The sequence below is a fragment of the Wolbachia endosymbiont (group A) of Sicus ferrugineus genome (assembly GCF_947251515.1).
Taxonomy (GTDB): domain Bacteria; phylum Pseudomonadota; class Alphaproteobacteria; order Rickettsiales; family Anaplasmataceae; genus Wolbachia.
The window spans coordinates 1,219,657-1,244,084 of the sequence record NZ_OX366370.1; the positions used below are offsets into that span (position 1 = coordinate 1,219,657).

Below are 24,428 nucleotides of genomic sequence, written 5' to 3' on the forward strand. Positions count from 1 at the left end.
TTAACTTCTATAGCTAAAAGATTTACCGACAACCGTCATTCCGCTACGTGTTAGCGCCGCGGCGGTATGACGTAGGAAAACCTGCACTAGCTATACTAAGCTAATTGTCATCTCCAAATATAGAGCTAATTTTTTTGCCCCCAGGAGAAAATTTATTAGTCCAACTGCTTTGCACTTTGGTTACGTCTTTAGTGGCGGTTTTATTGCTGTATTCCTTGATTTCCTTATCTATTCTATCCATCATTTGTGGATCCAGGCAGCTCTTTTTCCATTGATCAGTAGCAAGGAACACTTTGTTTAAATCTTGAGTGCGAATTAAGTATTCTTTATCCTTAGGATAAACCTCTTGTGCCCAAGCAAATAGCTCAAAATAGCGTGCAAACAATTCAGATGCGCGTGACTTTGCAGTTTGATAAGCTTGTATCTCCTTAAATATAACTTGGCTAATAATTTTCTGCACAAGAACATTTGCTTGCCTTAAATTCTGCTCAATATCCTGGTAAACCTTATGGAGAAATTCCTGCTCTAGGCTCAAGTTAAGCTCATTTTCAACCATATGTGAAAGTTCATGCACTATAATGTATGGATTTGACCTTCTCAGCACAATAACATACCTATTTACACAGGAAGACCTGATTGTCTTACACACCCCTTCTTCCATATCCACTAATCCCTCTTGGTATATTTCAAACGAAAGCCTATTTTGCTTTATTAGTGACAAAGTGAGGTTTAATGTGTTTCTAAACTTCTCAAATTGATAGAGATACTCAATATATCGTATTGCATTTTCACTGCTTCCTACTTTAGTCGCTTGTTTGATTAAATTCCTGATTAGCATGCCTTATTATTAAAGGAATTTTTTTTATATCAAGGATTGATTGGCTGCAAAGTGTTTTTTAGGAAATCTCATTGCATAGCTAAAGTAATTCAGGTTTACTGACAAGCGTCATCCTGCTGCTTGTCAGCGGGATCTATGGTGAGATACCGCGAATGAATCGTGGTATGACGTCTGGCCTGCACCCCTGAGATTCACAAATACAAAATGCCCATGGCTAGATGTTAAAGCCATATTGTGCAGATTAGCTTGCAGTAACAGTATTTTCATGGTGGTTAGCAGCTTTAGTCTTTGCGTCACTAAACTTACTTGCCACTTTATCAACAGCCCAAACCAGTAGTGTAATAGTTAATGCGGCAGTCCAGATGACAGTTGAGATAATGCAAGATAGAGCTAAACTTAAGAATTTAGCGAGAGGTTCACCATGTGTTTCTGCGTTGCCCTGCAAATTATTGGCATACTCTACAAGAGATTTTGGACCGTCTGTTCCTTTTAGATGTGAAAACAATTTGTATGGCAAATACGTAACATACGCAAACCCTGTATAGAGCACAAGTAATAAGTTTGCAATATTAGCATGATCTAGATTATACTCTTTACCGTAAACTCTTTTATTTCTTCTCCCCAGACACATTATTGGAGTGTCGAAATCATAATTTACTCCTACAATCATATTCTTGATTGGCCCTAAAGCACTATCAATATAGTATACAGATTTATAGAAGCTGTTTTGTGAAACTCTACTGTTATCACTTTTTTCTATAGCAGGAATAGTACTATATTTAGCATATTTTGTGAAATTTCCATATGTTTCTTTAAGAATTTCATATACACCTGACACCTTTATTGTGATATAAAACTTAGAATAATGCAATAGATATCTAAGTGTTTTAGCTATTAATTATATGTTGCACAAAAGCATATATTGCCCTACCATCCAAGTAGGTCAAAAATAAGGAGATTGTCATGAGTTTTACTTTACCTGAATTACCATATGATAAAACAGCTTTAGAGCCTTACATATCTGCAAAAACCTTAGATTTTCATTATGATAAGCACCATAAAGGATATTTAAATAAACTCAACGAGCTAGTTGAAAATACAGATTATCAACATGTGAAAATTGAGGAATTAATAACGAAAGTTCATGGTAATAGTGATAAAGTTCCCATATTTAATAATGCAGCACAAGTTTGGAATCACACTTTTTATTGGAATTCAATGAAAAAAAATGGTGGTGGTAAGCCTAAAGATGATGGTTTTCTGGCAAAAAAAATTCAAGATGATATCGGTGGTTTTGATAAGTTTTATGGGGAATTTGCCAATCATGGAGTAAGCCAATTTGGTAGTGGATGGGTATGGTTAGTGCTCGAAAAAGGAAAGCTCAAAATCACCAAAACTCCAAATGCAGATTTGCCATTAATTTATGGCCAAGTTCCATTACTCACTATGGATGTCTGGGAGCACGCCTATTATTTAGATTGTCAAAATCGTAGAATTGACTACATAAAAGTTTTCCTTGACCATTTGATTAATTGGGATTTTGCAGAAGAAAATTTAAAAAAGAATACATAAGATGAATACACCTCAGGTAACAAAATTAGATAATGGTCTGCGCATAATAACTGAGCAGGTGCGTGATGTTGATTCCGTAGCTTTAAGCATACGAGTTGGTGTTGGCAGTAGAGCGGAAAGTGCAAATCAAAATGGAATATCCCATTTTCTAGAACACATGGCTTTCAAAGGAACGAAGACAAGAACTGCGTTTGAAATTGCAAAAGCTTTTGACGACATAGGTGGGGTTTTCAACGCCAGCACCGGTAGGGAAAGCACCACCTATTATGCAAAAGTCCTCAAGAAAGACATAAAAACTGGTATTGATATATTAATAGATATATTGATGAATTCAACATTTCCAGAAGATGAACTGGAACGTGAGAAGGGCGTTGTAATACAAGAGATTTTTCAAACTAATGATTCACCAAGTGACATTGTTTTCGATAAATATTTTGAGGCAGCTTATAAAGATCAACCTTTTGGCAGGTCAATCTTAGGCACGCAAGATACTGTAAAATCTTTTACTCGAGGAGATCTAGATAATTACATAAATGAACATTACTTTGGCGAGAATATGCTATTTACCGTTGCAGGAAATGTTGAACATGAAGAAGTTATTGCATTAACCAAAGATTTTCTCTCAAAGATTCATTCTAAAAAGCTGAAAAAAAGCCAAAATGCGAGCTGTACTGGTGGTGAGTATTTAGAACATCGTAAATTAGATCAGGTACACTTGCTAATTGGTCTACCTAGTGTTTCTCGCCATGACGATAAATATCACACGTTTCAAGTGCTTGATTCTATATTAGGGAGCGGAATGTCATCACGTCTGTTCCAGGAAGTAAGGGAAAAGCAGGGATTAGCTTACTCTGTTTATTCATTTAATTCCAGCTATACTGATACAGGAATGTTTTCCATTTTTGCTGGTACAGACAGTAGTAACTTAGATAAGCTTTTAAAATCTATGACGACAGAGTTGAAGAAGCTGTCTACAGATAATCTGAGGGAAGAAGAAGTAAATAGAGTAAAAGAGCGAGTAAAATCCCAAATTTTAATGTCACGCGAAAGTGTGAGCTCACGCGCTGAAACATTGGGGCACTACTATGGTAACTATAATAGGTACATCAGTAAAAATGAATTAATAGAAAAAATTAGTTCAGTTACCACTGCTAACGTAAAAAAAGCAGCAAAAGAATTGTTATCTCAGCATGAAAAAACCACTCTAGCTGCAATTGGAGAAATTAAATCATTGCCAAGTTACGATAAAGTGGTTTCTATGCTTAAAGCTTAGCGCATTCTATTATATTGATTTGGCTGCTTTACAATATAATTTAGCACAGTGATTAAAGAAGTGTAAGTTGAAACAATGTGCCATGAACCGGATATGCAAGAAATTATACGAATCTTCGACCTCCTCTTTCAATAATATTATTATTTCTATTTTGCGTAACTTTTTCCGTATAATTTTTAGGAGGTACTGGTGGTGCAAGTGGTTTTTTGCTTACAGGGTTTGAGTCTATACCTTTCTTTTGCCGATGATAGTTCCGTGCTTCTTGAACCATACGCGTCAAGTTAAGGGAAAGTAGCATAAGGAAAAAGAAAAGTGGTAAAAATTATTTTAGATATTAAGTAATAAAGCTAGTAATTTATAGACTCTTCTAAAAGAATTATCTTATTTTAGATCAAAACTTCCAAAAAAATAAATGTAACAAACAAGATACCCACTTTAAATGGTGCTATATTGGGCCTTAACTTGACGCGTATGGCTTCTTGAACGGTCTGAAATATAGACTCTCCATCATTATAGTTTCCTCTCACAGAGTTTGAGTTTATGTCTTTCTTTTGCGGAGGATAATTCGATGCCTCTTCACGAGTCTGGAATATAGGCTCTCCATCATTATAGTTTGAGTTTATATTTTCCTTTTGCGAACCAGCGTTCAATAATTTCGATATCTCTCGCCCTAGCTGATCACCTTTATAATTATTGTTAAGATCTTTAATTTTCTCTTTTTTCTCGATTATTTGAGCTAATACCAATTCCCACTATACAAAGAACGGATAGACAATAATGGGAAAAAAGCCATACTAAAGTAAGTGAAGTAGCGAGGTATAAATGGCATTAAGATCAAAATTATTGGATGAAAAAGTAGTAGAATCAGCAAAAGAAATGCTGAAGAAAGTAAGGAACAATGCATATGTTTCAAAAAAACTAAATGCTGTAATTGCGGCAAAAAAGCATAGTATAACGGCTGTAGCAAAAATATATTGAATTTCAAGAAGCGCACTAACTTCGTGGATAAAACTCTTGAAATTTGGCAGAGAAGAAAAACTGTTTGCTCCTCCATCACGCCGTAGAAAAACTAAATTAAATCAGGCTCAACTACAGCAAATTGAAGCATGTATAGAAGAAAATCCTAATATTACCATTAAAGAAATGAGAATAAGAATCCAGGAAAAGTTCGGATTAAATATCAGCAAATCTACAGTACACCGCCATATGCAAAAGATGAAATTTTCATATATTACACCAAGACCAGTACACAACGTACAAGATAAAAGTAAACAAGAGGAATTCAAAAAAAAATCTCAATGAAGTTATTGGCAAGTATCCAGAAAAAGAGCTATTTTTCTTTGATGAATCAAGGTTTGGCACACATTCGAAAGTTGGGCATGGATGGTTTAAAAAAGGCACTAGGACTCGGGTTAAAATAAAATTAGGTAGGCATAATTTTTATCTCTACAGTGCAGTTAATCCTAAAAATGGAGAGAGTTTTAGCTTATTTGCACTAAATGTTAACACTGATTGCATGAATGTATTTCTTGAGCAAATGTCGCAATATCTAGGGACAAGAGAAGCTGTTCTTGTTATGGACTGTGCTAGTTGGCATAAGTCAAAAAATTTAAAGGTAGCTAAAAATATTGAGATTATATACCTACCTCCATATTCACCTGAACTCAATCCTGTTGAGAGGCTTTGGTTATACATAAAACAGAACATTTTGCGCAATAAAATATACGATACAATTGCTCTGCTTTAGGGTGCTTTGTGCAAATTTATTACTTCTCTTGCCAGCTCCACAATTAAACAACTCTGCAATTTCTCCTATTTGACTGACCAACAATGAGAATTGGTATGAGTTGTAGTTACTAATCCAGTTAACTCAATTGCTCAAGAATTACAAATGCTAAAACTAACAATTGAGCAAGATAATTCACTTATTGAATCTATTCGTATTGTATTTCAAGAGAAGAAAGTAACTCTGTTCTTTAAAAGAAATGAACATTATACTATTATTTATTACTCAGAGCACATACTTAATAAAAAAGAGCGTGAAGATTTTAAATCATTAATGAAAGAAGCCTATGGACTTACAATCCTCCCAAAAGCAAGCTATTGCAGATATTCTGAGATCTCATGACTCTTGGATTGATCCTAGTAAAGCTTATTTAGAAACTGCATTGTGGTTGTCTGACCTCAGCTTTATTAAGCTAAAAGAAGTTGATTTTGTTATTTGTTCCCGCATAGAAGACCATCTAGATTGGCCTAACGTATTCTACCCAGATTGTAATAATGAAATTCCTATTAGTCGAGATTTTGATGAAGAGTGTGATGACATGATTTGTGAAGATTGTTGTCGCTACATTTTACCAAATACACATCAAAAATAACGATTTCACCTACTATCAACCAACCTTAACTTAGAAAAAATTGCAAGTTGGTTCGAGGATTTATTAAGCAGCTCAAGATTAATCTGGCGAAGAGCAGCAGAAGGAGTTTACCACATAAGCAGCCAAGGTAGTATAGTAAGCGTAATTATTCTTGACCTTTGCACTGATGCAGTACATTTAACCGTAGATAAACTGAGAATTCAGCCCACCATCCTAATTACCGTAAGAGAAAATATACCAAACTTGCCACTAGTTTTACCTATTGTAAAAATGTCTGATCTTTTTTGTGAGCATAAAACTTTAAATGAAATACTTTGTGAAGCAGCTATACCAGAATTAATTGCTAATGTTTCTACGCAAATATTTCCTATTATTTCACTAAAGGAAGTCAAACCTAAATTACCAAAAAAGTTTCTACAACTAAAGTTTTCACATGGTGTGGTTTACATTAATGACATTTAAGTAGTAAATAAACGAGCTACATTGTGTGTTAGTATTTTTCGCGTTTTATTCAAACAATTCCTTAATGATTTTGAAAATGATGTACCGTTAGAGAAACATATACCCCTTAGCATTGAAAAAATAGCAGACCGTTTAACTTTTCATTCAGAAATCACAGATTTAGAACAACAAATAAGATATCCTCTGAATAAAATGCAAAGAACGATAAAAGAAAAACTAGCCAATCAATTGGGATTAAACATTAAACGTGATGATGTTATTCAAACCATTGGTTGGCCAGAATTAACTTGTAATACCAATTCTTATTGTTGGTCAGTCAAATAGGAGAAATTGCAGAGTTGTTTAATTGTGGAGCTGGCAAGAGAAGTAATAAATTTGCACAAAGCACCCTAAAGCAGAGCAATTGTATCGTATATTTTATTGCGCAAAATGTTCTGTTTTATGTATAACCAAAGCCTCTCAACAGGATTGAGTTCAGGTGAATATGGAGGTAGGTATATAATCTCAATATTTTTAGCTACCTTTAAATTTTTTGACTTATGCCAACTAGCACAGTCCATAACAAGAACAGCTTCTCTTGTCCCTAGATATTGCGACATTTGCTCAAGAAATACATTCATGCAATCAGTGTTAACATTTAGTGCAAATAAGCTAAAACTCTCTCCATTTTTAGGATTAACTGCACTGTAGAGATAAAAATTATGCCTACCTAATTTTATTTTAACCCGAGTCCTAGTGCCTTTTTTAAACCATCCATGCCCAACTTTCGAATGTGTGCCAAACCTTGATTCATCAAAGAAAAATAGCTCTTTTTCTGGATACTTGCCAATAACTTCATTGAGATTTTTTTTTGAATTCCTCTTGTTTACTTTTATCTTGTACGTTGTGTACTGGTCTTGATGTAATATATGAAAATTTCATCTTTTGCATATGGCGGTGTACTGTAGATTTGCTGATATTTAATCCGAACTTTTCCTGGATTCTTATTCTCATTTCTTTAATGGTAATATTAGGATTTTCTTCTATACATGCTTCAATTTGCTGTAGTTGAGCCTGATTTAATTTAGTTTTTCTACGGCGTGATGGAGGAGCAAACAGTTTTTCTTCTCTGCCAAATTTCAAGAGTTTTATCCACGAAGTTAGTGCGCTTCTTGAAATTCAATATATTTTTGCTACAGCCGTTATACTATGCTTTTTTGCCGCAATTACAGCATTTAGTTTTTTTGAAACATATGCATTGTTCCTTACTTTCTTCAGCATTTCTTTTGCTGATTCTACTACTTTTTCATCCAATAATTTTGATCTTAATGCCATTTATACCTCGCTACTTCACTTACTTTAGTATGGCTTTTTTCCCATTATTGTCTATCCGTTCTTTGTATAGTGGGAATTGGTATTAGTAGCAGCACTTCTGATGATGAGGATAGAACAATAAAAGATAAAATGATGGAAAATGTTAAGCAGGATAACCATCAAAAAAGCTTTGATTTACATCAAGTACAAGCAACTGATAAATTAGAAACCGTAAAATTTCTCAAAACACTAAGCAAGAAAGAAAGAGAAAACCTAGGTTTTTCTCCTAAACAGCAAAATAACCAAAAGGTTGAGACTAGCAAAAAAACTTACAATCCACTTGATTGGAATCCAATCTATCAAGGTAAAAAGCGCTTTAGCTTAGACAATATGTCGAGTAATTCGTCTTCACGTAGTGAAAAAAGCAATATTTCAGATATAAGCGATAAGTCTAATAATTCAAACATTGTCAGATGTAATATTACTAGGAGTAACAGTAAGGAAGACCTTCGTAAACCTGATGCTTCACATAATGACAAATCTGCAGGTAAAAAATTATCTAATGTCAACGTAAGCGAATTAATCAGAAAGTTTGAACAAGGTAATAACATAGTAAAGGGGCGTTAATCAAATATTACCCTATCTTTGTATATGCAAAGGTAGGGTATCTTTTCAAAATATTATATCCTTTATAGCTTTGTTAATTTTTGATTCCTTCTCTGCAAAAGCAGCTTCTAGAGAGGTTTTAAGTTTTTCCCATTCCTCTTGACCATTTAGAATTAAAGATTTATATTCATTTTCAATTTTTTCCAATGCTCTTTGACATGAGGAATCTAACTCCTCATACAAATCAGTATTTACTGATTGCAGTATTACCAAAAACGAAAACAAATTTGGAGCAGGTAATTCTTCTCTTGTGTAATTTAGAAGACACAGCTTTATTTTTTTTACGCAGTATTCTATTGTTTTTAACGATAGTAAAAGGCTTTCTGCATAAAATATAAAACTATCTACAATCAAATTTTTTGACTTTTTCGGTAATTTAATATTTTCAAATAGTTCTTTTGTAAATTTTTCTATCGGTTGCTTCGATAAATGTAAAGAGAGATCAGTAAAAGATTTTAGGTCAAAATTTGGTCCAAGTATCGTGCTAATGGCTTTATGCACATTGCTCTTATCTTTACTTACAGAAATAATGAAAACCAGCCCCTCCACATCAAGCATATACTTTATAGATTCCAAAAAATCAACAACAAATTTAGGGCGGCACACATCAAGATTATCCACCATTATATAAATGTTTTTGTCCTTTCTAATTCTATTAACTACTTTTGCCAATTGTGTTTTAAAATCCTTAATGTTTTCTTCTCTTCTTTGAAGAGTATTCAACTCTCTCAGTACAGAACCAATATCTTTCCTATCAGCCTCTTTTGTAGCGTCAAGCAATACGGAAAGCATAGCAAGTGGAGATTTACTGATCAGCTTTCCTAGTGTGTTTAGAGAAAATAGTTCTTGGTTTATGTTCTTGAACTGTTGTATAACGCTTCTTTTTACTTCATACGATGCAAATAAATCTTCAAATAGAAAATTTAAAAAAGAAGGAAGTGGTTGATCCAGTGCATTGGTATCCCATGCGTTGTAGTAAGCTGCAATTTCATTTTGCTGTTTTAACTCTTTTACCCACTCTTTCAGAAAAAACGTCTTACCCCATCCATCATATCCTTCTAAAGATATTATTGTAAAAGACTGATCAATCGTTTTAATTATAGTGTTGAATTTGCCTGAAAATTGCTTATAGTTTAGACGGTCATTTTCCCAAGCCGCCACTTGAAGTGGTGGCGCTGTTTCTTTCTTCTTGAACGTTATTAACGATACAAGTTTTTTTAAGCACATAAGACCCTTACGCTATATTTTACTATAGTATTTTATAAGTTAAGAGTCCAGGCTTATATCACAATCATTTACTTAGTAATCCATGTTTTTCTAACACATTAATAGAAATGTTTTTCAAGCTACTTACAGGATCAAGCACACCATATGGATCATATGTGATAGTTTTTATTCCTGTTTTTTCTTCTATGCATCTTTCCATGTATTGCACGTAATTTTGTGTAAGATCGTCTATTACTTCCTGTGTTTCCTTTAAACTTTTACAATCTTTGAATTCAGTGACTAGTTGCTCAATTCCACTTTCATAGAGTCCAGAATAGTTTTGAATTATAAAACTCCTGTTTTTAATAGCTTTTTGTATTAAAGGAAACATCCCGTTTATATAAACTAAGCTTCTTGCATCCAAACTGATATCTATTGTTAACTTTCCTTTTTCCTTCCATAAGTCTATTTTTTCCTCCATGATTTTCCTACTATCACAAGTTTTTATTAATTCTATTAGTGCAGAATTACCATACTTATCAGATACCCAGTCACTATGCACAAAGTTTTTATACACCAGCATTAATGGAAATATAAAGCTTAGGTTATCAATATATCGAGCATATTCGTCTAGATTTAATTTTCTTATTATTTCGCTGACATTAGGTGGGTTATCTAATAATATAGGAAGATCTCTTTTTTGTGGTAGCTCTATATTGTGAAAATTAATATCGCTTTTTGTTAAAAGTAGATCATTTAATTTAAAATCAAACTCTTTTAATTTTTTCACTTCTAAATTAGGCACTTGTAGTCCTAAGTCAATCTTTATATCCTTTAATATGTATCCAATTCGTTTACTATCTGCGTATTCTTTGTTAAATAATGCAATGAAATCAAGAGGGGTTGATCTTAATTTTTTGATTAACCAATTATAAGTATTATGTACTCCATCTAGTACAAAAGTTAACATAACTCCCTCATTTTAAAACACTATGCTTTAAATGTACAATATTTCAAGAATTTAGTAAAGCAAGTTTTTAGGCTGAAGTATGTCACTAAAATTTAGTATTTTATAAGTAGTGGTAGTATGATAAAAAACTTATAGCTTGCTAAAAAGAAATTGAATGACTGTGATAATTATTTAATATCCTGTCTTGAAGTAAGTGCTATCCTCAGCGTTCCTTCATCTAGGTAGTCAATTTCTCCGCCCATTGGTATGCCGCAAGCAAGACGTGATATTTTCACATTCAAGTCTTTTAGCAATTCAATTATATATTGTGCAGTAACTTGACCCTCTAATGTCGGATTAATTGCAATAATTATCTCTTCAACTTTAGATTTTGTCACTCTTTCCAGAATAGTATCAAGATTAAGTTCTTTTGGACCTATGCCATTTATTGCAGACAATCTGCCCCCCAAAACATGGTATAAACCTGAATATATATTTCCTTTTTCAAACGCCCATAGATCACCCAATTCTTCTACTACACACAGTAACTTAGTGTCACGTTTTGGGTTAGTACAAATAGAACAAGGTGATTTAGTATCTAGATTTCCGCAAATCTCACATTCTACTATAAGATCTGCTAGCTCTTTAATCAAAGATACAAGTGGTAGCATAACTTTCTCTTTGTTTTGGAGTAAATGTATAACCAACCTGCGTGATGATGATGGTCCTAAACTTGGCAATTTAGAAAAAGCATGAACTAGATTCTTTATGTTAATGTTCATTCAATAAATTCAGAATAGTTCATCAAATGGTAACATCAAACCCTTTGTAAAGAAAGTGATAAGTTTCTCTTGATCCCACTTTGATTAGCTATAGAAAAAATTTTTTACTCTAATACAAAAAATTACTTCCGCACACTTAAAGCCTGATTATAATAGACTTCTTGCATAACCCAAACTAAGTAGAAAAAAGGTATAGCTGACCCAAGCAACACGTCATACCGCCACAGTATCTCTAGATCCCGCTAACAAGCAGCGGGATGACAGCAGTTCTACGTCATACCGCCGCGGTATCTCTTAGCATAGATTCCGCTAACAAGTAGCGGGATGACTACCCCTACAACAACATTGCAAGTATTGATTTTTCTCCCCATGAGAAGAGTCTGGAAGCTCTTTCACTCTAAACACGATGTTCACATCCTCAAAATTAATCTCAATTCGCTTAACTAACGTTCTAATACCAATTCCCACTATACAAAGAACGGATAGACAATAATAGAAAAAAAGCCATACTAAAGTAAGTGAAGTAGCGAGGTATAAATGGCATTAAGATCAAAATTATTGGATGAAAAAGTAGTAGAATCAGCAAAAGAAATGCTGAAGAAAGTAAGGAACAATGCATATGTTTCAAAAAAACTAAATGCTGTAATTGCAGCAAAAAAGCATAGTATAACGGCTGTAGCAAAAATATATTGCATTTCAAGAAGCGCACTAACTTCGTGGGTAAAACTCTTGAAATTTGGCAGAAAAGAAAAACTGTTTACTCCTCCACAACGGCGTAGAAAAACTAAATTAAATCAGGATCAACTACGGCAAATTGAAGAGTGGATAGAAGAAAATCCTAATATTACCATTAAAGAAATGAGAATAAGAATCCAGGAAAAGTTCGGATTAAATATCAGCAAATCTACAGTACACCGCTATATGCAAAAGATGAAATTCTCATATATTACACCCAGACCAGTTCATAATGGACAAGATAAAAGCAAACAAGAGGAATTCAAAAAAAAATCTCAATGGAGCTATTAGCAAGTATCCAGAAAAAGAGCTATTTTTCTTTGATGAATCAAGGTTTGGCACACATTCAAAGGTTGGACATGGGTGGTTTAAAAAGGGGATTAGAACACAGGTTAAAACAAAATTAGTTAGGCAAAATTTCTATCTCTATAGTGCGGTTAATCCTAGAAATGGAGAGAGTTCTAGCTTATTTGCACCAAATGTCAACACTGATTGCATGAACATATTTCTTGAGCAGATGTCGCAATATCTAGAAACACGAGAGGCTTTTCTCGTTATGGACTGTGCTAGTTGGCATAGGTCAAAAAATTTAAAGGTACCTAAAAATATCGACATTATATACCTACCTACATATTCACCTGAGCTAAATCTTGTTGAGAGGCTTTGGTTATATATAAAACAGAACATTTTGCGCAATAAAATATACGATACAATTGCTCTGCTTTAGGGTGCTTTGTGCAAATTTATTACTTCTCTTGCCAGCTCCACAATTAAACAACTCTGCAATTTCTCCTATTTGACTGACCAACAATGAGAATTGGTATGATAATATGCTATTCTTGCAAAATCATATGCATGCTCCGAGGGCGCAATCTTTAGAGGGAAGAGTTTTGCTGATAATTTTACTTGATCGCCTATTTCAATGCCTTTTTCCACTTTGGTTCTAACTGATATTCTGATGTTATCTAGAGCTCTATCCGGTGTCATTCCAGCGCGTAACGCTGGAATCCATATCTTTTTTTTCTGGATCCCAGTATCAAGTACTGGGATGACAAAAGGGGGTGCTGGGATGACAGGAGAGGATTTTGAGATAGTAGAGGGTTTTGTAACAGAAAGCAGAAATTGTTTGTATGAGCCCCTGTCATTAATGTCCTTCACTGTGGCAATTATATCTTTTTCGTATCTCTCTTTATCAAGAATTTGAGTATCAACTAAAGCTGTTCTTAATTTACTAGCTGTAAATCCTATGAGCACTGCAATTAAAGCAATGCATAGTATTGTGTACCTTTTGTGCAGTATCGCAATCAGAGTTAGTGTAGGTGGAAGCAAAAGAAAAATAGATATAGTGAAAATGCAGCTTGGTTCAAAACTTAGGGAAAAATAGGTTAAAATCCCTACACACTGACACACAGGAAACCACAGTATCAAGTTATATTTTTCATTACGTAGGTTATGACGTATATAGCTAACTATTATGTCAAAAAAAAAGTTAATAAATATACTAATATACGACCCATAGCGGATTTTATCCTTGTATATCCTATAATTGCAAGTATAATAGCTAAATAAACAACGACGCGGGATGGAGCAGCTCGGTAGCTCGTCAGGCTCATAACCTGAAGGTCGTAGGTTCAAATCCTACTCCCGCAACCATCTTCCAATTGTACAAATATTGTAGTTTCAGGTAGCTCATAGAATGGATTAAACGAAAAACTACTTGACAAACTCTGGCAGCCCCCTTATCATGGTACTGAAGGTATTCATTTATCTTCAATCTGTGCAGATTAAACGACAACAGTATTACGTAATTGGCGTCTTATTTTTAATTTTTTGCACTATGCGCACCTTATGTCTTCACAACATTTCTAGGTTTTTACCTATATAAGATGAAACGCGCTTATAAAGCGTTTAAGACAGTATAGAACGCTAATTTGCAGGATTAGAGAGTGACAACTAGCTAACACGGGATTTCTTTTGCCTTTTTTTCTGCTTAGTAAATTTCTTAAACATTTATGACTAAAGGTTAGTTGCATTAAAAAGCAGCTAAGTCGCGGTTATTAGACGTTTAAAACATAAAAAAACGCCAATGTTTTTAAATAGATATTAGTCGGGGCTTCTTTTGCCTTTTTTTTCGTTTGGTAAATTTCTTAATATTTATGGCTAACATGAACAAATATTTAAGAGTAACTTCCGCTAGTAACGCTAATGTGGAAAGTGTTGAGGATAGGCAACAAAAATGCTTATATAAAAAATTATTGCTAAAAACGGGAAAACCATGAACAAAGAGCATAACTAAACTACTAATGACTGCTGAGTGAACTTAAGATCCAATATAGACTGCTTAGCCTTTAACACTTGCTCTTCACCATGAACAATGCGTTGATAGATAATTTCTAACTCTCCCTTTGAGTGTTCTTTTTCTAAGAACCTAAAAGTAGATGCAGCAAGATATTCTCTATTTTCTTCAAATGCTAACCAGTAACGGTCTTCTTGCTCACATATAAAACCTGTTGTGTTAGAACCAGCAAAAATATCTAAAACAACGTCACCTGGTTGTGTTAGAAACCGAATAAAAAATTGAGGTAATTTAGCAGGGAATCTAGCTGGATGCTCTTTTACACCTAGTTCCTTACATGCAGCAAGATACTGGCTGTTAGACTCTGAATTAGGAATCTGCAAAAGATTTGATGGAATAGCTCCTCCATTATCTTTACCAAAGCTACTACCAATATTATGTCCGGATGGTCGTTCTTTTGGAGTATAATAAGCCTTTGGGTTCTCGATAAGTTTTTTCATGCGGCCACTGTATTCCACTAGCACCTTTGTGACATCTGCTTTAGGCCACTCAGTTTTGCTGAACCACCATACTGTATTAACAGAATCTTTTGCTCTGATTTTTCTCTTATTTACCCATTCAATTGGACTTGGCAATTTAGAAGGATTATACCAATAGAAATCTTCTGCAAGGAAGAAGCCTATATCATCACAGAAATGCATAAGCACTCTAAAATTATATAAACTTCTGGATGGCACGCCTTTTTCATAAGCCCCACCTAGATCAAGTACAAAGCTGCCTGTATCTTTGAGTTTGCTATGTACTAATTTTGCAAATTGACCAAGCCAGGCAACATATTCGGCTTGGGATTCATTTCCGTATTCTTTTTTTCTTTGCAAAGCAAACGGTGGACTGGTGATTATGAGATCTAAGCTATTATCTGGTAATTGCGGCAATAGGTTAAGAGAGTCTCCACAATATGCAGCTCCCCTATCTGTAGTATATGTGGGTTTATTATTAAATTTAAATTTTTCCAATATATGTGCCATATGAAAGATACTTATAGTCTGTAGACTTATAATTGTCAACTATTATCTTACAAAGATGACAAAAATAAAAAAACAATCTTTGCGGTTACTTCTTTCCCAGAATATACGAAAGATAAGAAATATAAAAGGGCTTTCCCAAGAAACTCTTGCTGATTTATGTGAATTACACAGAACATATATAGGCTCCGTTGAACGTGGTGAGAGAAATATCTCTATAGATAATGTTGAGCGCATAGCAGATGCCCTTGGTATTGAACCTACTGCACTTCTAAATCAGGATCAAGACAGAAAATGTCTGAAAGATATATTTCCTCATATACTGAAGTATCAGGAGTTTGCTGTTAAGTACGGTATAAATGATATCTTTCAGGATAACGGCGGGAAAATCCTACAAGTCTTATTACTAACTGGACTCACTATTCTTCCAGCACGCGAGGGAAATGATGCCATTGATGAGTATGGTAATGAATATGAGCTTAAATCAGTAAATGCTCTTCTTACAAAAAGCTTTTCTACTCATCATCATATGAATCCTACAATAATTGCAAAATACCGAAAGGTGGATTGGGTATTTGCTATTTATGAAGGAATAGAGCTAAAAGAAATATATAAATTAACGCCGCAAGACCTTGAACCATATTATATTACATGGGAAAAGAAATGGCATGATACTGGTGGTAAAGACATCAATAATCCCAAAATTCCTTTAAAATACGTCAGAGATAAAGGTAAGCTTCTTTATCATTGTGATGAAAGAGTATGTGACCGCCACTAACTTCCTCCATCCCAGGTTGATTTTAAATTGTCCGGAATGCTGTATTATTTAAAATCCTAACATTTAACTCTTTTTTTGATAAACTTGTTTATTTGCTGTTTATTAAAATTTTCACTTCAAAATTTAACCTCACCAAAAGTATAAGAAGCCTGTCCAATGAAAAATTTGCAGCCCTTAACCTTCTATAGCTAACCCAAGAAAGGTTTCCCTACGTCATACTGCCGCGGTATCTCATACCAATCCCCACTATACAAAGAACGGATAGACAATAATGGGAAAAAAGCCATACTAAAGTAAGTGAAGTAGCGAGGTATAAATGGCATTAAGATCAAAATTATTGGATGAAAAAGTAGTAGAATCAGCAAAAGAAATGCTGAAGAAAGTAAGGAACAATGTATATGTTTCAAAAAAACTAAATGCTGTAATTGCGGCAAAAAAGCACAGTATAGCGGCTGTAGCAAAAATATATTGCATTTCAAGAAGCGCACTAACTTCGTGGGTAAAACTCTTGAAATTTGGCAGAGAAGAAAAACTGTTTGCTCCTCCATCACGCCGTAGAAAAACTAAATTAAATCAGGCTCAACTACAGCAAATTGAAGCATGTATAGAAGAAAATCCTAATATTACCATTAAAGAAATGAGAATAAGAATCCAGGAAAAGTTCGGATTAAATATCAGCAAATCTACAGTACACCGCCATATGCAAAAGATGAAATTTTCATATATTACACCAAGACCAGTACACAACGTACAAGATAAAAGTAAACAAGAGGAATTCAAAAAAAAATCTCAATGAAGTTATTGGCAAGTATCCAGAAAAAGAGCTATTTTTCTTTGATGAATCAAGGTTTGGCACACATTCGAAAGTTGGGCATGGATGGTTTAAAAAAGGCACTAGGACTCGGGTTAAAATAAAATTAGGTAGGCATAATTTTTATCTCTACAGTGCAGTTAATCCTAAAAATGGAGAGAGTTTTAGCTTATTTGCACTAAATGTTAACACTGATTGCATGAATGTATTTCTTGAGCAAATGTCGCAATATCTAGGGACAAGAGAAGCTGTTCTTGTTATGGACTGTGCTAGTTGGCATAAGTCAAAAAATTTAAAGGTAGCTAAAAATATTGAGATTATATACCTACCTCCATATTCACCTGAACTCAATCCTGTTGAGAGGCTTTGGTTATACATAAAACAGAACATTTTGCGCAATAAAATATACGATACAATTGCTCTGCTTTAGGGTGCTTTGTGCAAATTTATTACTTCTCTTGCCAGCTCCACAATTAAACAACTCTGCAATTTCTCCTATTTGACTGATCAACAATGAGAATTGGTACAAGCACCACAAAAATTGAGCTCTGGTAAAGACCATAGCCAATCCAAGACAATGAACAAATAAGATAGTTTACTAACATTAGCATCGATACATCACGAGTAACTTTAGTGATATATGCTTTATATACTTGAGGTGATAATCCAATTAGAGATGCAATTAACGCAATGAAGCCGAAGCATTCTTCAATATTTATATACATACATTTTCCTATGCTTGCTTTAACAATATCAGGTTCAAAGGGTTGTACTTTATGTACTCTCAGCTTTTCTAGAGCACCCCTAATGCGTGTAATTTATAACATCATTTAGTCTATTAATCAAGAAATTAACAGTGACTTGCATTCATGAAACCCAATCGGCTTCTATGCTAATTATTATCCAAACTAATCGTTGGTTGTGCATCTTGCTCAGAGATTAGGGCAACCAACAAATTATTTATCAATTGAACCTTTTGCTTGCCATCTAATTGTAAGCTTTTGTTTTTTTCAAAATGAGCTATTACTTCCTCGACAATTCCTATTGCATTTTGCACTATATGCCTTCTTGCCGAAGTGATAGCATGTGCTTGTTGACGCCTTAACATTGCTTGTGCAATCTCGGACGAATACGCCAAATGCGATATTCTTGCTTCTGTAATCTCAATTCCTGCAATATCTAATCTTTGTTGTAACATTGACCGCAATTCATCTGAAATTTTATCAGAATTTTTACGTAAAGATTCCTCATCGCTTTCGCTATCATACGGATAATTGCTTGCTAATTCTCTTATTACTGAGTCACTTTGTACAAAAACAAATTCGTGATAGTTGTTAACATTATAATACGCCTTTGCAGGGCTGTTTACTCTCCAAACAATTACTGCAGAAATCTCTATTGGACTTCCATTTTCATCATTCACTTTTATTTTTTCTGTGTTGATATTTTGAAATTTTAGGGAAACTATATATTTGCTTGAAAAGGGAAGCGTTACACATATTCCAGACTTAAAATAAGTTCCAATATAATGACCAAAAAACTCTATCACTCTTGCTTCATTAGGGTCATTAATAAAAAATCCTTGAAGAAAAGTCAAAATTGAAACAGCAGCAACTCCAAGCGCAATTGTGCTGTCATATGCCAAAAAAAGCAGCGATAAAATTAATCCTAGCGCTATTAGTACAGGAAAAAACCGGAGTTGACTTAAATTTCTATCGTTTATCGTATTCTTATCCATATTGTCTTTAAACTTCTTTTTCACTTGAACCCTCTCTGTTGATCGTTTTATTTATCTTATTTACAAATAGTTTAAACTCTCTTAATTCATGATCAGGCAATTTTACTTCAGTTTTATGCGCTATCGTAAGCGGATCGATGTGTTTGCCGTTATATATAACTTCGTAATGTAAATGGGGTCCTGTTGCAACACCAGTGCTACCAACATAGGCGATTACCTGTCCCTGCTTTACTTTAGAGCCTAACTTTATATCGCCACTAAATCTACTTATATGCGCATAACAGGTTGAATATTCATTTTTGTGTTTTATTTTGATGTAATTTCCATAGCCACCATTCTTTCCTATATATTCTACCACACCCTCTGCAGCAGGGTATATGGGAGTGCCAAGCTTAGCTGCATAATCCACTCCTTTGTGAAAAGCAATTTTACCGCGAACAGGATGCTTTCTATTGCCAAATTTTGAGGATATGCGATAATCTCCATTTAAAGGATTTGCAAAAATTTCGCCATTTTTTAAGCTTATTCCTTCTTTATTAAAATACCTTTCTTTGCCGTCTTGCGATTTATAATGATATAAACTAATAGCTTTCTTGTTTATTGTCAGTGAAGCATATAAAATCTTTTCTTCAGTCTTCTGATTACTGAGCGATCTCTCAAAAAGAACCTCCAATTTACTCTTCGGCACAATGTCTTTTTTAAAATCAACACCAAAATCTTTATATATGTTGATCAATTTTACCACTGTATTTGGCGCCAACCCTTGCTCAATTCCCGTGGCAAAAAAAGAAGATTTTATGGTGCTGGATATTAAAAAAGTCTCTTTACTGTTATCTGGAGTCTTAAGGGCGTGTATATTAAATATTGGTAAAATATAAAGCAGTATAAATATAATCAGCTTCATCATTTAAACAGCATCAACAAAAATAAAATTACCTTCAACATACTGTACATCATCATTATCTTCTAATTCTTCAACCAATGTGGATAATTTATCGATCAACTCTTTATCGCTAATTTCAACTAGATCCTTTGGTTGCCACGAAAGACGAGCAAGTTCTGGTTCTCCGAATTTTGCATAAAAGGCATCGCGTACTTTACCAAAATCTTTTATTTCACAAGTTATAACGTGTAATCCTTCTTTGTCATTTTCCTCAACATTCAATACTTCTAACTCGATCCCATAATTAAATAAATCATCAAAATTCACACCCTCTGCTTTATAGACGATTAAGCCTACATGATCGAAAAGGTAACTAACACTTCCTGTTTCTCCCAAGTTTCCACCCTTGCGAGAAAATATATAACGTACCTCAGAAGCAGTACGGTTGCGGTTGTTAGTCAAGGCATGGACAATGAGTGCAGTGCCAGAAGGGCCATGACCTTCATATTGGATTTCCTCATAATTTTCTCCAGCAACGTTACCAGTTGCATTTTTTATTGCTGTTTCTATTTTATCTTTTGGTAGATTTTCCTTGCGTGCAGCAAATATAGCAGAGCGAAGGCGCGGGTTGAGTTCGGGATCGTGCAGCCCTTGCTTTGCAGCAATTGTTATTTCTCTAATCAGCTTCGTAAATTTTTGAGAGCGCTTTGCATCCTGAGCGCCTTTCCGATGTTTTATATTTGAAAATTGTGAATGACCAGCCATATTCAAATAGTTAAAAACCTAATTATATATCAAAGCATAGAAAAAGCTAAAGCAAATTTTCAAGCCTCTGGCTTGGCATCTTGCAGGTTTTCTGCTAATAACATACTTTCATACTGTTCAGCTTCTAAGTCAAGGCCAATAGCTGAATGGGCTGCTATTAAATAGTTAATAGATTTAGAAAAATGTTTAGAATCTTTATAGCTTGCTATATTCTGGAAACGCTTAATTGCTGCCAAATATTCACCACGCCTCAGGTAAAATTTACCGATAGAGTACTCTTTTGTTGATATATGCTCTGTGATCAGCTTTGCTTTTTCCTTCATCTCGTCTACATATTCGCTGCCTGGAAAGAGATTAATGTACTCTGTAGCCAGCTCTAAAGTTTTATATGCAGTTTGCTGTCCAAGTTGCACTTTATTAATTTGCATGTAATAAGATAATACTCTTAAGTAGTATACATATGGTAAATCTTCACCATTTGAATAAACATATATATAATCATCCATATCACTTGCAGCACTTCTATAGTTACCCATATTATAGTGAGAAACCCCAGATAATAATTTTGCTTTCATTGCCCAATAAGAAAAAGGATACAAATCCTCTATCTTTTGAAATGCCCTAATAGCTTGTTTATATTTTTTCTGGTCAAAAAGTTCAACTGCTTCTTTATATAGTTCAGTTTCAGTTTTTTCAAGATCATTCGCATACGATTGTGTAAAGGAGCAAATTAGGAAAATAAAGCACGTGATTAAAGTCTTATACATAAGATTTTTTTCGATCAAAATAAAGTATAGACCTAAATATTACTTAAATAAATTTCTTAGGCAATAGCCTGTCCTTCCTCTTTATAACTACGGTCAGAACTACCTACATTCCTCGATTTACCTTGTCCTTCCACTTTTGGATCTTTCAGCGTTTTGCTGTAGGAATGTGTAGTTAATATCTGTACAACCATAAAAAGTGCAATACCTATCAAGCCTAAAGTAGGCCCAACAGGAGGATTTAAGGACGATGCTAATGCCATTAACATTATCCTTCTTATTAAAAATATAGAAGAACCAGCAAGCGCCAATCCGGCTACAGATATATTGCTAGTTTTCTTGCTAGATTTTTCATCAAGATTAGATTTTTCTGTTTCCTTTTTCTTATTTTTTTCATGCTCATCAATATAAGAAACAAGAGTTACAAGAAAAGCAATTGCATTGGCAAGAAATAAAATTGTATCCTCTGCTGCTTCAAGCGAAGATGTTTCACCCATTATCATACCTACAATAATCAGTGCAGTTGTTATAGCCTCAATATAGATCAAACACTGACCTATATCAGAAATATTATGCCCTTTTTCCTTTACTTCCTCTCCATTTTCAATATTCTCCAACTCTCGTTCTTTTTGTGCTATTTTCCTATTATTGTAAATTAAATATAGCGTACAAATAAGAGATAGGACCATAGAAGGTAATATAGTGTGGCTTAGCGCGCCACTTATCAAGCCAAGTAATACCTGATCGCTACATGTTTTTTCCAGTTCAATCGCCATCAGCAATGCAAATGGGACCATTGTTGCCAATGATACACATTGTCTATATAGCTCTCTTTTTTTTAGTGTTAATAGCTCTTGTTCTAGCTTCTTCTTTTTTTCTGCTTCTCCTACTTTTAGCATTAATAACTCCTGTTCGAGTTTCTTCTTTTTTTCCGCTTCTTCTTTTAGTGTTAATGACTCTTGTTCTGACCTTTCTTTTTTGACTTCCTTATCAACTGTCAGCCAAAAATCTCCAGGAGAAAACGTAGTCTTAGGGTTACCAGTCATATAGATCCCGTTGATTTATGAACTAATATATTATACAGGATTTTAACTATTCAGTCAATATTATAAAAATGTTAACCATTTTTGTATATTAACTGTTTCTCAAGAAATTCAGTCAACCTGTTTGATGCCGGCTAGGATATAATTATAGCCTGACCACATAGTTATAATAGCTGCAACCCATAAACAAATTGCACCTATATATTGAGTTGTGTCGTAATCGTTCATTATTAGCGCTACTACAGCAACCATCTGCAAAAATGTTTTAATTTTGCCAGCTTTGCTTACAGGTAGACTAACATTTATAGCTATAAGGAACTCCCGTAAACCCGAAACTAATATTTCCCTACAGATGATGATAATCGATGGTACTATTGTAAAATCATTTATCTTCTGCTTATAAACTAGCATAATTATCGTTGAAACCACTATTAATTTATCAGCAATTGGATCAAATAGCTTGCCAAACTTTGATTGGACTTTCCACGCACGCGCCAAGTAACCATCAAAAAAATCCGTAATGCACGCAAACACAAAGATTGATATTGTTATCAGGCCTGCATATTTATTTTCTATATAAAAACTTAATATTATTGCTGGTATTGCAAGTGCACGAGAAATTGTAAGCAAATTAGGCACGTTTTTCTTAAGCATGTAATATAATCTTACGTAATAGGTAAACTTATACAGAAGTACAACAGAGTTCACAAGCTAATAGTTTACAATTGAACATTTATAAAAACTCCATATACTTAAAAATTACAAGCTTAAAATATAAGAATGAACGATGATTTAGATAATACCACAAAACAAGAGGCACTTAAGTATCACAGTAGAGGTGGTAACCCTGGTAAAATTTCAATCATGCCAACAAAACCTTTATCTACCCAGTATGATTTGTCACTTGCTTATTCTCCTGGCGTTGCAGCTCCGTGCCTTGAAATAGTTAAAAATCCTGAGGTTGTTTATGATTATACGGCAAAAAGCAATTTTGTAGCTGTCATTTCAAATGGCACTGCAGTGCTTGGGCTTGGTAATATCGGTCCTCTTGCTGCAAAACCTGTCATGGAAGGCAAAGCTGTTTTATTTAAGCGTTTTGCTGATATTGATGCAGTTGATATAGAAGTTAGTACAGAAAATATAGAAGATTTTATCAATGCAGTAAAGTACCTTGGGCCAAGTTGGGGGGGGATAAATTTAGAGGATATAAGATCTCCCGATTGTTTTATAATAGAGAAACGTCTGAATGAACTGATGGATATTCCAGTGTTCCATGATGACCAGCACGGAACTGCAGTGGTTGTTGCAGCTGGTATAGAAAATTCTCTTGATATTGTCGGAAAGAAATTAGAGGACGTTAAGATCATTATGAATGGAGCTGGAGCAGCCGGTATTGCATGTTTAGAAATACTAAAGTCCATGGGCGCTAAAAATATAGTGCTGTGTGATAAACAAGGAGTAATATACAAAGGTAGAAACGAGGACATGAATGAGTGGAAAGAAAAATATGCAATTGATACTTCCGAACGTTCTCTACTTGATACAATAAAAGGCGCTGATGTATTCATCGGATTATCTGCAAAAGATGTGTTAAATGAAGAGATGTTAAAGAGTATGGGCAAAGACCCGATTATTTTCGCTCTCGCCAACCCCGATCCAGAAGTAAGGCCTGAGTTTGCAAAATCTGTGAGGCCAGATGCAATAATCGCAACTGGCAGGTCAGATTACAACAATCAAGTCAACAACGTAATGGGATTTCCTTATATATTCAGAGGAGCGCTTGATGTACATGCAACAACAATAAATGATGAGATGAAAATTGCAGCTGCAGATGCAATAGCAAAGCTTGCCCGTGAGCCAGTGTCTGACGAGATATCTGCAGCCTATGGCGGTCGTAAAATGAGCTATGGACGTGAATATATAATACCTACTCCATTTGACCCAAGATTAATTTCTATAGTATCTCCTGCTGTTGCAAAAGCCGCAGTTGATTCAGGTATTGCAAGAAAGGCAATACAAGATTGGAGTAAATATGAAAATCAATTAAAATCTCGCCTTGCTAGTGCACTTAACACGCTGAATCTACTGTCTTTACAATATTAGTAACCATATAATCAATAATTCAATTGCACCCAGTCGTTTTAGATTTATAATGAAAGTATTGTAATTTA

Annotated in this window: 21 protein-coding genes, 1 tRNA gene, 5 pseudogenes and 1 riboswitch; of the genes and pseudogenes, 11 read left to right on the forward strand and 16 right to left on the reverse strand. The window is 34.3% G+C overall.

Going from position 1 to position 24,428, the window contains the following annotated elements; translation table 11 throughout:
- Positions 1–100 precede the first annotated feature (100 nt).
- Positions 101–838 carry a WD_0702 family putative metalloprotease gene (locus OPR24_RS06125; protein ID WP_265033203.1) on the reverse strand — a complete coding sequence of 246 codons (738 nt, stop codon included), beginning with the start codon at positions 836–838 and terminating at the stop codon, positions 101–103.
- A 241-nt stretch (positions 839–1,079) separates the two neighbouring features.
- Positions 1,080–1,676 carry a hypothetical protein gene (locus OPR24_RS06130; RefSeq protein ID WP_265033204.1) on the reverse strand — a complete coding sequence of 199 codons (597 nt, stop codon included), beginning with the start codon at positions 1,674–1,676 and terminating at the stop codon, positions 1,080–1,082.
- Between the two features lie 125 nt (positions 1,677–1,801).
- On the opposite strand from OPR24_RS06130, the gene OPR24_RS06135 reads away from it, so the two are divergent.
- Together OPR24_RS06135 and OPR24_RS06140 are read left to right on the forward strand one after the other, a co-directional pair.
- Positions 1,802–2,410, forward strand: coding sequence for a superoxide dismutase (locus OPR24_RS06135; RefSeq protein ID WP_265033205.1), 609 nt, complete (start codon positions 1,802–1,804; stop codon positions 2,408–2,410).
- Between the two features lies 1 nt (position 2,411).
- Positions 2,412–3,683: a M16 family metallopeptidase gene (locus tag OPR24_RS06140; RefSeq protein WP_265033206.1), complete on the forward strand. Its 1,272-nt coding sequence runs from the start codon at positions 2,412–2,414 to the stop codon at positions 3,681–3,683.
- A gap of 386 nt (positions 3,684–4,069) precedes the next feature.
- Here the strand turns inward: OPR24_RS06140 and OPR24_RS06145 are convergent, their stop codons facing one another.
- Positions 4,070–4,429 carry a hypothetical protein gene (locus tag OPR24_RS06145; RefSeq protein WP_265033207.1) on the reverse strand — a complete coding sequence of 120 codons (360 nt, stop codon included), beginning with the start codon at positions 4,427–4,429 and terminating at the stop codon, positions 4,070–4,072.
- Between the two features lie 76 nt (positions 4,430–4,505).
- Between OPR24_RS06145 and OPR24_RS06150 the strand changes: the two are divergent.
- From OPR24_RS06150 to OPR24_RS06160, 3 genes and pseudogenes are all read left to right on the forward strand, one after another.
- Positions 4,506–5,517, forward strand: a pseudogene (locus OPR24_RS06150) (IS630 family transposase).
- 238 nt (positions 5,518–5,755) lie between these two features.
- On the forward strand, positions 5,756–6,061 hold the full coding sequence (locus OPR24_RS06155; protein WP_265033209.1) for a hypothetical protein: 306 nt from the start codon (positions 5,756–5,758) through the stop codon (positions 6,059–6,061).
- A 483-nt stretch (positions 6,062–6,544) separates the two neighbouring features.
- The gene (locus OPR24_RS06160) at positions 6,545–6,847 is read left to right on the forward strand and encodes a hypothetical protein (protein WP_265033211.1); all 303 of its coding nucleotides are present in this window, start codon (positions 6,545–6,547) and stop codon (positions 6,845–6,847) included.
- On the opposite strand, the pseudogene OPR24_RS06165 reads toward OPR24_RS06160, so the two are convergent.
- Positions 6,826–7,837 (reverse strand): annotated as a pseudogene (locus tag OPR24_RS06165) (IS630 family transposase). The gene OPR24_RS06160 and the pseudogene OPR24_RS06165 sit on opposite strands and share 22 nt — an antisense overlap.
- Before the next feature lie 69 nt (positions 7,838–7,906).
- Here OPR24_RS06165 and OPR24_RS06170 point away from each other — a divergent pair.
- Entirely contained in the window at positions 7,907–8,443 is a 537-nt protein-coding gene (locus tag OPR24_RS06170; RefSeq protein ID WP_265033212.1) for a hypothetical protein, read from the forward strand.
- Positions 8,444–8,488: 45 nt separating this feature from the next.
- On the opposite strand, the gene OPR24_RS06175 is transcribed toward OPR24_RS06170, so the two are convergent.
- The 3 genes from OPR24_RS06175 to recR form a co-directional block, all read right to left on the reverse strand.
- The gene (locus OPR24_RS06175; RefSeq protein WP_265033214.1) at positions 8,489–9,709 is read right to left on the reverse strand and encodes a KAP family NTPase; all 1,221 of its coding nucleotides are present in this window, start codon (positions 9,707–9,709) and stop codon (positions 8,489–8,491) included.
- A 64-nt stretch (positions 9,710–9,773) separates the two neighbouring features.
- Positions 9,774–10,658 carry a hypothetical protein gene (locus OPR24_RS06180; protein WP_265033216.1) on the reverse strand — a complete coding sequence of 295 codons (885 nt, stop codon included), beginning with the start codon at positions 10,656–10,658 and terminating at the stop codon, positions 9,774–9,776.
- 167 nt (positions 10,659–10,825) lie between these two features.
- Positions 10,826–11,413 carry a recombination mediator RecR gene (gene recR / locus OPR24_RS06185; protein WP_265034020.1) on the reverse strand — a complete coding sequence of 196 codons (588 nt, stop codon included), beginning with the start codon at positions 11,411–11,413 and terminating at the stop codon, positions 10,826–10,828.
- A 543-nt stretch (positions 11,414–11,956) separates the two neighbouring features.
- Between recR and OPR24_RS06190 the strand changes: the two are divergent.
- Positions 11,957–12,968: pseudogene (locus tag OPR24_RS06190) on the forward strand (IS630 family transposase).
- 11 nt (positions 12,969–12,979) lie between these two features.
- On the opposite strand, the pseudogene OPR24_RS06195 reads toward OPR24_RS06190, so the two are convergent.
- A pseudogene (locus OPR24_RS06195) lies at positions 12,980–13,671 on the reverse strand (ComEC/Rec2 family competence protein); the annotation flags it as partial.
- 59 nt (positions 13,672–13,730) lie between these two features.
- Here OPR24_RS06195 and OPR24_RS06200 point away from each other — a divergent pair.
- A tRNA-Met gene (locus tag OPR24_RS06200) sits at positions 13,731–13,807 on the forward strand.
- Between the two features lie 639 nt (positions 13,808–14,446).
- Here the strand turns inward: OPR24_RS06200 and OPR24_RS06205 are convergent.
- On the reverse strand, positions 14,447–15,478 hold the full coding sequence (locus OPR24_RS06205) for a DNA-methyltransferase (RefSeq protein ID WP_265033218.1): 1,032 nt from the start codon (positions 15,476–15,478) through the stop codon (positions 14,447–14,449).
- A 55-nt stretch (positions 15,479–15,533) separates the two neighbouring features.
- On the opposite strand from OPR24_RS06205, the gene OPR24_RS06210 reads away from it, so the two are divergent.
- Together OPR24_RS06210 and OPR24_RS06215 are read left to right on the forward strand one after the other, a co-directional pair.
- Positions 15,534–16,253 (forward strand): helix-turn-helix domain-containing protein, encoded by a 720-nt coding sequence (locus tag OPR24_RS06210; protein ID WP_265033220.1) that lies wholly within the window; start codon positions 15,534–15,536, stop codon positions 16,251–16,253.
- Positions 16,254–16,569: 316 nt separating this feature from the next.
- A pseudogene (locus OPR24_RS06215) lies at positions 16,570–17,581 on the forward strand (IS630 family transposase).
- Here the strand turns inward: OPR24_RS06215 and OPR24_RS06220 are convergent.
- From OPR24_RS06220 to pgsA, 7 genes are all read right to left on the reverse strand, one after another.
- Positions 17,538–17,789 carry a SemiSWEET family sugar transporter gene (locus OPR24_RS06220; RefSeq protein ID WP_265033222.1) on the reverse strand — a complete coding sequence of 84 codons (252 nt, stop codon included), beginning with the start codon at positions 17,787–17,789 and terminating at the stop codon, positions 17,538–17,540. The pseudogene OPR24_RS06215 and the gene OPR24_RS06220 sit on opposite strands and share 44 nt — an antisense overlap.
- A riboswitch (TPP riboswitch) is annotated at positions 17,778–17,880 on the reverse strand. It overlaps the preceding gene by 12 nt.
- A 76-nt stretch (positions 17,881–17,956) precedes the next feature.
- Positions 17,957–18,802, reverse strand: a complete 846-nt coding sequence (locus OPR24_RS06225; protein ID WP_265034021.1) for an SPFH domain-containing protein — start codon at positions 18,800–18,802, stop codon at positions 17,957–17,959.
- 7 nt (positions 18,803–18,809) lie between these two features.
- Positions 18,810–19,706 carry a M23 family metallopeptidase gene (locus OPR24_RS06230; RefSeq protein WP_265034022.1) on the reverse strand — a complete coding sequence of 299 codons (897 nt, stop codon included), beginning with the start codon at positions 19,704–19,706 and terminating at the stop codon, positions 18,810–18,812.
- A gap of 3 nt (positions 19,707–19,709) precedes the next feature.
- Positions 19,710–20,450: a YebC/PmpR family DNA-binding transcriptional regulator gene (locus OPR24_RS06235; protein ID WP_265033225.1), complete on the reverse strand. Its 741-nt coding sequence runs from the start codon at positions 20,448–20,450 to the stop codon at positions 19,710–19,712.
- A gap of 59 nt (positions 20,451–20,509) precedes the next feature.
- On the reverse strand, positions 20,510–21,217 hold the full coding sequence (locus OPR24_RS06240; protein ID WP_265033227.1) for an outer membrane protein assembly factor BamD: 708 nt from the start codon (positions 21,215–21,217) through the stop codon (positions 20,510–20,512).
- A 56-nt stretch (positions 21,218–21,273) separates the two neighbouring features.
- Positions 21,274–22,260 carry a hypothetical protein gene (locus OPR24_RS06245; protein WP_265033229.1) on the reverse strand — a complete coding sequence of 329 codons (987 nt, stop codon included), beginning with the start codon at positions 22,258–22,260 and terminating at the stop codon, positions 21,274–21,276.
- Between the two features lie 108 nt (positions 22,261–22,368).
- Positions 22,369–22,911, reverse strand: coding sequence for a CDP-diacylglycerol--glycerol-3-phosphate 3-phosphatidyltransferase (gene pgsA, locus OPR24_RS06250; protein ID WP_253309177.1), 543 nt, complete (start codon positions 22,909–22,911; stop codon positions 22,369–22,371).
- A gap of 126 nt (positions 22,912–23,037) precedes the next feature.
- Here pgsA and OPR24_RS06255 point away from each other — a divergent pair, with 126 nt between their 5' ends.
- Positions 23,038–24,360, forward strand: a complete 1,323-nt coding sequence (locus OPR24_RS06255) for a malic enzyme-like NAD(P)-binding protein (RefSeq protein WP_265033230.1) — start codon at positions 23,038–23,040, stop codon at positions 24,358–24,360.
- Positions 24,361–24,428: the final 68 nt, after the last annotated feature.

What these genes read in the sequence shown, in the direction of transcription:
- OPR24_RS06125 (WP_265033203.1), bottom strand. Translation starts at nt 838, where the DNA reads ATGCTAATCAGGAATTTAATCAAACAAGCGACTAAAGTAGGAAGCAGT.
- OPR24_RS06135 (WP_265033205.1), top strand. Translation starts at nt 1,802, where the DNA reads ATGAGTTTTACTTTACCTGAATTACCATATGATAAAACAGCTTTAGAG.
- OPR24_RS06140 (WP_265033206.1), top strand. Translation starts at nt 2,412, where the DNA reads ATGAATACACCTCAGGTAACAAAATTAGATAATGGTCTGCGCATAATA.
- OPR24_RS06155 (WP_265033209.1), top strand. Translation starts at nt 5,756, where the DNA reads ATGGACTTACAATCCTCCCAAAAGCAAGCTATTGCAGATATTCTGAGA.
- OPR24_RS06175 (WP_265033214.1), bottom strand. Translation starts at nt 9,709, where the DNA reads ATGTGCTTAAAAAAACTTGTATCGTTAATAACGTTCAAGAAGAAAGAA.
- OPR24_RS06180 (WP_265033216.1), bottom strand. Translation starts at nt 10,658, where the DNA reads ATGTTAACTTTTGTACTAGATGGAGTACATAATACTTATAATTGGTTA.
- OPR24_RS06205 (WP_265033218.1), bottom strand. Translation starts at nt 15,478, where the DNA reads ATGGCACATATATTGGAAAAATTTAAATTTAATAATAAACCCACATAT.
- OPR24_RS06210 (WP_265033220.1), top strand. Translation starts at nt 15,534, where the DNA reads ATGACAAAAATAAAAAAACAATCTTTGCGGTTACTTCTTTCCCAGAAT.
- OPR24_RS06220 (WP_265033222.1), bottom strand. Translation starts at nt 17,789, where the DNA reads ATGTATATAAATATTGAAGAATGCTTCGGCTTCATTGCGTTAATTGCA.
- OPR24_RS06225 (WP_265034021.1), bottom strand. Translation starts at nt 18,802, where the DNA reads ATGGATAAGAATACGATAAACGATAGAAATTTAAGTCAACTCCGGTTT.
- OPR24_RS06230 (WP_265034022.1), bottom strand. Translation starts at nt 19,706, where the DNA reads ATGAAGCTGATTATATTTATACTGCTTTATATTTTACCAATATTTAAT.
- OPR24_RS06235 (WP_265033225.1), bottom strand. Translation starts at nt 20,450, where the DNA reads ATGGCTGGTCATTCACAATTTTCAAATATAAAACATCGGAAAGGCGCT.
- OPR24_RS06240 (WP_265033227.1), bottom strand. Translation starts at nt 21,217, where the DNA reads ATGTATAAGACTTTAATCACGTGCTTTATTTTCCTAATTTGCTCCTTT.
- OPR24_RS06245 (WP_265033229.1), bottom strand. Translation starts at nt 22,260, where the DNA reads ATGACTGGTAACCCTAAGACTACGTTTTCTCCTGGAGATTTTTGGCTG.
- pgsA (WP_253309177.1), bottom strand. Translation starts at nt 22,911, where the DNA reads ATGCTTAAGAAAAACGTGCCTAATTTGCTTACAATTTCTCGTGCACTT.
- OPR24_RS06255 (WP_265033230.1), top strand. Translation starts at nt 23,038, where the DNA reads ATGAACGATGATTTAGATAATACCACAAAACAAGAGGCACTTAAGTAT.